The sequence below is a fragment of the Exiguobacterium sp. B2(2022) genome, assembly GCF_028823655.1.
In the GTDB taxonomy this organism is placed as follows: Bacteria; Bacillota; Bacilli; order Exiguobacteriales; family Exiguobacteriaceae; genus Exiguobacterium; species Exiguobacterium aestuarii_A.
Genome location: NZ_JAPEHX010000021.1, coordinates 34590 through 42006, shown reverse-complemented (window position 1 = coordinate 42006; position 7417 = coordinate 34590). Strand labels below are relative to the sequence as shown.

Genomic DNA, 7417 nt, shown 5'->3' with positions numbered 1-7417 from the left:
CGAACTCGGTCGCGGTCGTCTCAAAACGTCCCGCGTCCTCGCTATATTGGCCGGCCGCCTCCTCGAGTTGGTCATAGTCTTTCAACACGTTCGTATCGAGGAAGTGAAGCATCTGACCTGAGCTCTCATTCAAATGATCGACCGAATGGAGGACGGTCGTCGAGATGGCCTGGATGCGTTCGACGGTCGCTCGACTCGTCTCAGCAAGTTTTCGAATCTCATCAGCGACAACGGCGAATCCACGCCCGGCCTCACCGGCACGTGCTGCCTCAATGGAAGCATTGAGGGAAAGCAGGTTCGTTTGGGCGGCGATGTCGAGAATATCGTTCGTGAGCGTTGCGATTTCACGGACAGCTTTGGCGTCTTGCATCGCTTTCTCTAAGTTCGTGCGTGTCGACTGCAGAACGCTGATGGCGTTCTCTTTCGCTTCCACCGCATGTGACTTCAGAGAGAGGGCGCGTTCATCGATCTGTTTGGCTTCGACTTTTCGCTCATCAGCCATCGTCACGATATGATGAATCGTCCGTTCCATATCCGATGCAGACGCGTTCATCTCTTGCGCGCTCGCAGCCGTCTGTTGCATGCCGGCGGTCAAGTCTTCGGTTGTCGCGGCGGTCGTCGTCATATACGTATCGAGCTCTTTCAATTCGTCATACATATGGTTTGATTGTTTCGTCACGCCCGTTGTCACATCGTTCACTTGCAAAATCAACTGACGTAAGTTGGCGATGAACTGATTGAAGTCGCGGGCAAGTCCGGCGAACTCGTCACGACGTTTCACGGGAATCGACGTCGTCAAATCGCCTTCGCTCGTTGCGAGTTCGTGCATCTTCGTCTTGAACTCTTTGAGTGGTTCAAAGATCGAACGGAAGATGAAGAGCATCATGAGAATCGTCATAACGGCCGCGACCCCGAGAACGATGAAGAGTGTCAGCTGAACCTGTTCAAACATCTTAGCCGCAGCAGCTGTGTCCGTTTGAATCTCTTCACGGTTCAAGTTGACGAGAAGTCCGAGAGCGTTCGAGAGCGTGTCCGCGCTTGCTGTGGCTGTATCACGAATGTAAGCTTCGGCTGCTTCTGTCCCTTCCTCACTAGAAATGCGGATAAGTTCGGTCATGACAGTCTGAAAGTCGTTCCAGTTCGCACTAGCTTGGTCGAAGAGCTGTTGATCCTCTTCCATAATAATTGTCGCTTCATAACCATCCATCCGCTGTTCTAAAATCGCAACGGATGCTTGAATATCTCGCTCGATATTTTGTTTCGTCACCGCATCGTCAACTAGAGCGTGACGAATGAGGTGGCGTCGAATTTCGAGCAATTGTTTATCGACTTGATGGATTTGGTCCATCCCCGGTACCCAGGAGACGGTCATATCTTCTTGAGCCGCTTTTGAGGCGTTCAAGGCATACCAAGAGTAACCGCTTACACCGAGAAGTAAAACGAACATGATGCTGAAAGCGGTGATCAGTTTATTTCGGATCGACATATGATTCCTCCTTAACGAATCGTTTCTTTACATAAGCATAATCAGAATCGCGCTCCGACCGTATAGCTGATTTTGAAAGCGGGTCAATATTCGGGAAGGATTTCCCTAGTTTGATAAAAATGAGACAATTTAGAACGAGATAGATTTCCTTTTTTGTCTTATGAAAAAGTGGTATGATAATGAACGATGTATTGAAAATTGTTGGAGGTGGGAATTTTGGCTCGTATTACAGAAGCTGAAGTTCGGCACGTCGCCGGACTTGCCCGACTTGCGATCACGGATGAAGAAGTGACGCACTTCACGGAGCAATTGACAAAAATTCTCGAGTTCGCCGAGCAACTCGATGAGCTGGATACAACGGGCGTCGAACCGACGACCCATGCCCTAGATTTGAAAAACGTACTACGCAAAGACGAGGTTCGTCCATCGCTTCCACGTGAGGAAGTCGAACGGATGGCACCTGACTGGGAGAACGGTCAAGTCCGTGTCCCTGCGGTCTTTGAGTAAGGAGGCCTTTCATGAGTTTATTTGACCACGGTGTAGCGAAGCTGCATACGCTATTAAAAGAAGGCGAAGTCACGGTCACGGACCTCGTCAAAGAGTCGTTCGACCGCATCGAAGCGACAGATGACAAAATCGGTGCGTTTTTGACGCTCAACGAAGATGCGTTCGAGCAAGCGAAACGCATGGATGAGCTCGCCAAAACATCAGATGACCCGCTCTTCGGGATGCCAATCGGTGTGAAAGACAACATCGTCACAAAAGGGATGCGCACGACATGTGCCTCGACATTCCTTGAGAACTTCGTCCCGGCCCACGATGCGACAGTCGTCGAGCGTCTTCATGATGCTGGTGCCGTCACAATCGGGAAGTTGAACATGGACGAGTTTGCGATGGGTTCATCGAACGAGAACTCGGCGTTCAAGCCGGTCCGTAACCCATGGGACCCGACACGTGTACCAGGAGGTTCTTCAGGCGGTTCAGCGGCATCGGTCGCAGCTGGACAAGTCCTCTTTAGCCTCGGTTCGGATACGGGTGGTTCGATTCGTCAACCGGCCGCGTATTGCGGTGTCGTCGGGATGAAACCGACATACGGTCTCGTCTCACGCTTCGGCCTCGTTGCCTTCGCGTCTTCACTTGACCAAATCGGTCCGCTCACGCGTACCGTTGAAGACAATGCTTACTTATTGAATACGATTGCGGGACACTGTGACATGGATTCGACGTCAGCCGAGGTCGAGGTGCCGGACTATACGGCAGCGCTCAACCAAGATTTGACGGGTATGAAGTTTGCCCTCCCGGAAGAGTTCATGGCAGAAGGCGTCGCGCCAGGCGTCCGTGAACAGATTGAAAAAGCGATTGAGACGCTCAAGTCTCTCGGTGCGACAATCGAGACGGTCTCGATTCCGTCCGTGAAGTATGCGCTCTCGGCTTACTACTTGCTCGCCTCATCAGAAGCCTCTTCGAACTTGGCTCGTTTCGACGGGATCCGTTACGGACGTCGTGCCGAAGCGGACACACTCGACGAAGTGTTCACGTATTCGCGTGAACAAGGTTTCGGTGACGAGGTCAAACGCCGGATCATGCTTGGGACATATGCGCTCAGCTCTGGTTATTACGATGCGTTCTACAAGAAAGCACAACAAGTCCGTACCCTCATGAAGCAGGACTTCGCGAAAGTGTTCGAAGAGTATGATGCCATCGTTGGACCAACAGCTCCGACGACAGCGTTCAAACTCGGCGAACAGCTCGACGATCCGCTCACGATGTATGCGAACGATATCATGACGATTCCGGTTAACTTGGTCGGTATCCCGGCGATCTCGGTCCCGGCAGGTCTTTCAGAAGGTCTTCCGGTCGGTCTTCAAATTATCGGGAACTACTTTGATGAATCAACACTTTACCGCGTGGCTCATGCTTTTGAACAAGCAAACGGCGGTTTCAAGATGCCACAGCTCTAAGGAGGACGTACGATGAACTTTGAAACGATCATCGGGATCGAGGTGCACGCCGAGCTGAGCACGAAGTCGAAGATTTGGTGTGGCTGCTCACGCACTTACGGTGCCGAAACGAATACACAGACGTGTCCGATTTGTCTCGGACACCCGGGCGTCTTGCCTAAATTGAACGAAGAAGCGGTCAACCTCGCCATCAAAGCGGCGATGGCACTCAACTGTGAGATTGCGACAAATACGAAATTTGACCGTAAGAACTACTTCTACCCAGACACGCCAAAAGCGTACCAAATCTCGCAGTTTGACAAGCCGATCGGTTCAAACGGCCACGTCGACGTCGAAGTCGATGGCGAGATGAAACGATTCCGCATCGAGCGCGTGCACTTGGAAGAAGATGCTGGGAAGATGAACCACACGGGCGAGAAACACTCGGTCGTCGACTTCAACCGGACCGGCTCACCGCTCATCGAGATTGTCAGTGAAGCAGATATGCGTTCACCAAAAGATGCGGTCGCGTACCTCGAACGTTTGAAAGAGGTCCTTTCGTTCGCTGGCGTCTCGGACGTCAAGATGGAAGAAGGGTCGCTTCGTTGTGACTGTAACATCTCGGTCCGTCCATTCGGGCAAGAGAAGTTCGGCACGAAGACGGAGCTCAAGAACTTGAACTCGTTCTCGAACGTCTTGAAGGCACTCGACTTTGAAGAGACGCGTCATCGTAAATTGCTCCTCTCAGGTGGCGTCATGCGTCAAGAGACGCTCCGCTACGATGAAGCAGCGAAAAAGACGATTCTCATGCGTGTCAAAGAAGGGGCGGCGGACTACCGCTACTTCCCAGAACCGGACCTCGTCCGTCTCGAAATCGATGAGGCGTGGAAAGAGCGCATTCGCGCGACGATTCCAGAGATGCCGGCAGCACGTCGTGAACGCTACATGAGCCAATACGGTCTCTCGGCATACGACGCGAAAGCTCTCACGTCGACGCGTGAGTTCTCGGACTTCTTCGAGGCGACGACAGCGGCTGGAGCTGAACCAAAGGCAGCAGCGAACTGGCTCATGGGTGAAGTGCTCGGTCATTTGAACAAGTCGGATGAAACGGTCGAAACGATGAAGTTGACGCCGGGATCACTCGCAGAACTCATCCGCTTGATTGCGGAAGGGACGATTTCATCGAAGATTGCGAAGCGTGTCTTCACAGCGATGATGGTAGAGGGCGCAGAGCCGAAAGCGTATGTCGAAGCGAACGGTCTCGCCCAAATCTCGGACGAGAATTTGCTCCGCGGCTACATCCTCGAATTATTCGAGGCGCATCCGCAAATGATTGAAGACTTCAAGAACGGGAAAGACCGTGCGAAAGGCTTCATCATCGGGCAAATCATGAAACAGACGAAAGGGATGGCGAACCCGGCACTCCTCGATGGCTTGTTCCACGAAGAGATCGCGAAACGCTAAGCAGGCGGCGAGCATAGGGGAGAGAATCAATATGCAACGGAAACGTGCGCGGGTCATTTATAACCCGACATCTGGTAAAGAAGTGATCAAACGGGAACTCCCGTACATTTTGAACCGCCTCGAGGATGCGGGTTATGAGACATCGACGTATGCGACGAAAGCGATTGGTGATGCCACGCTCGAAGCAAAACGGGCCTCAGCGGCCGAGTTCGATCTCATCATCGCCGCAGGTGGAGACGGAACATTGAATGAAGTCATCTCAGGGCTCGCACCGCTTGAGAATCGTCCGACGATCGGTCTCATTCCGGTCGGGACGACGAACGACTTTGCCCGGGCGATGCGAATCCCACTGAGCGTGGTCGGTGCACTCGACGTCATCTGTGACGGGTTCGAGATGCCGGTCGACCTTGGGGAAATCGAAGGCGAGACAGGTGACATCCACTATTTCATCAATATCGCAGGCGGTGGGATCATGACCGAGCTCTCGTATGAGGTGCCATCGAAGTTGAAGACGGCACTCGGACAGCTCGCGTATTACGTAAAAGGTATGGAGAAACTTCCACTCATCAAACCGACGTACATCGAGCTCGAGCACGATGAAGGAACATTCCAAGGCGAAGTCATGGTCTTCCTCACATCGAACACAAATTCGGTAGGTGGATTTGAAAAAATCTCACCGCACGCGTCGTTGAATGACGGGTTGTTTGACTTGTTCATCCTTCGGAAATGTAACTTGTTCGAATTCATCCATGTCGTCCGTCTTCTCCTCCGCGGAGAGCATTTATCGAGCCCGCTCGTTGAACATGTGAAGACGAGCCGCGTCAAGATGAAGACGACCGAGCCGATGGGCTTGAACATCGACGGGGAGTACGGTGGGGAGTGCACAGGTGAGATGCGAAACTTGTTCCGTCACTTGACGGTGCTCGCACCGAACGCCCGAATTCGCGAGATGGAAGAGTTAAATGCACAATATGAACGCGAACAGATGATCAAGCAATTGTTTAATGTTTCGCTAGATAAAGCAGAGTGAAAAGATAGGAATGACGACATCAGTCATTCCTATTTGCAATGGAAGGAGCATTCGTATGCTACCAGTGAAAAAGAATGACCGTCTCGACGTGCATGTCCATGATCTGACCCATGAAGGGGCGGGTGTGGCACGAGTTGACGGCTATACGCTGTTCGTCCCGAACGCGTTGCCAGGAGAGACGGTCGAAATCGTCGTGACGAAGACGAACAAGCAGTACGGGTTCGCCCGATTGTTGAACGTGAAAGAAGCGAGTGCGGACCGCGTCGAGCCGCCGTGCCCGATCTTTTATCAATGTGGCGGCTGTCAGTTGCAACACTTCAGCTATGAAGGACAACTCCGTCAGAAACGGGAACGCGTCGTAGATGCGCTCAAGCGCCTTGGTCAGTTCGATGTGCCGGTCCATGACACAATCGGGATGCCAGAACCTTGGCGCTACCGCAACAAGGCACAAGTCCCGTTCAAACAAGAAGGAGACCGTCTCGTCTCGGGCTTCTATCGTCCTCGTTCGCATGACATCGTCGAGATGAGCGAATGTTTGATTCAAGATGAGCGCAATGACAAGGCAATCCAAGTCGTCCGTGATGTATTGGACGCACGAGGCGTGCCGGCGTATGACGAGAAGACAGGACGTGGGGTCATCCGTCATGTCATGGCCCGTTACGGGTACCATTCGGGTGAACTCATGATCGTCCTCATCACAAAGACGACGAAGTTAAAAGGTGTGAATGAGATTGTCGCGGACATCGTCGAGCGTCTCCCAGACGTGACGTCAATCATGCAAAACGTCAACCCGGACAAGACGAACGTCATCCTCGGGGCGACGAACAAATTGCTATACGGCCATGAGACGATTGAGGATAAAATCGCAGGACTGACGTTCACGATTTCCCCGCACTCGTTCTTCCAAGTCAACCCGGTCCAAACGGAGAAGTTGTACGGCAAAGCACTGGAGTACGCACAGCTGTCAGGTACGGAGCAAGTCGTCGATGCGTATTGTGGCATCGGGACGATCAGCCTCTTCCTCGCCCGGAAGGCGGCTCATGTGTATGGCGTCGAAGTTGTCCCGGAAGCGATTGAGGACGCGAAACAAAATGCGCTCGTCAATGAGATTGATAACGTGACGTATGCATGTGGAGCGGCCGAAGACGTGCTCCCGCAGTGGAAGAAAGATGGCGTGAATCCAGACGTCATCGTCGTCGATCCGCCGCGTAAAGGATGTGCCGAGTCGTTCCTCGAGACAATGGTCGAGATGGGACCGAAACGGATTGTGTACGTCTCATGTAACGTCGCGACACAGGCACGCGATATGCGTTACCTCGCAGACCGTGGGTATCGCTTGAAGGAAGTGACACCGGTCGACATGTTTCCACATACGGCACATGTGGAGACGGTGGCTTGGATGGAGAAAGAAGAGTAAGAGATTTGAGAGGGTCCTTGTCCTATCGCTTATCGCGAAAAGGCAGGACCTCTTTTTCTGAAGATATATGTTGATTTGAT

General features: G+C 52.6%; 6 protein-coding genes. 5 read left to right on the top strand and 1 reads right to left on the bottom strand.

Features of this window, described 5'->3' with window-relative positions:
• A partial coding sequence (locus tag ON063_RS06000) for a methyl-accepting chemotaxis protein (RefSeq protein ID WP_274664531.1) occupies positions 1–1486 on the bottom strand: 1486 nt, incomplete at its 3' end.
• A 216-nt stretch (positions 1487–1702) separates the two neighbouring features.
• Between ON063_RS06000 and gatC the strand changes: the two genes are divergently transcribed.
• The 5 genes from gatC to rlmD are packed head-to-tail and all read left to right on the top strand — an operon-like array spanning position 1703 to position 7337.
• Positions 1703–1993 carry an Asp-tRNA(Asn)/Glu-tRNA(Gln) amidotransferase subunit GatC gene (gene gatC, locus ON063_RS05995; RefSeq protein ID WP_012727041.1) on the top strand — a complete coding sequence of 97 codons (291 nt, stop codon included), beginning with the start codon at positions 1703–1705 and terminating at the stop codon, positions 1991–1993.
• Positions 1994–2004: 11 nt separating this feature from the next.
• A complete protein-coding gene (gatA, locus tag ON063_RS05990) occupies positions 2005–3447 on the top strand; it encodes an Asp-tRNA(Asn)/Glu-tRNA(Gln) amidotransferase subunit GatA (RefSeq protein ID WP_214745755.1) in 1443 nt (480 codons plus the stop codon).
• A 12-nt stretch (positions 3448–3459) separates the two neighbouring features.
• The gene (gene gatB, locus ON063_RS05985) at positions 3460–4890 is read left to right on the top strand and encodes an Asp-tRNA(Asn)/Glu-tRNA(Gln) amidotransferase subunit GatB (protein WP_274664530.1); all 1431 of its coding nucleotides are present in this window, start codon (positions 3460–3462) and stop codon (positions 4888–4890) included.
• A gap of 31 nt (positions 4891–4921) precedes the next feature.
• Entirely contained in the window at positions 4922–5920 is a 999-nt protein-coding gene (locus ON063_RS05980; RefSeq protein ID WP_214761626.1) for a diacylglycerol kinase, read from the top strand.
• A 55-nt stretch (positions 5921–5975) separates the two neighbouring features.
• On the top strand, positions 5976–7337 hold the full coding sequence (gene rlmD / locus ON063_RS05975; RefSeq protein ID WP_274664529.1) for a 23S rRNA (uracil(1939)-C(5))-methyltransferase RlmD: 1362 nt from the start codon (positions 5976–5978) through the stop codon (positions 7335–7337).
• Positions 7338–7417: the final 80 nt, after the last annotated feature.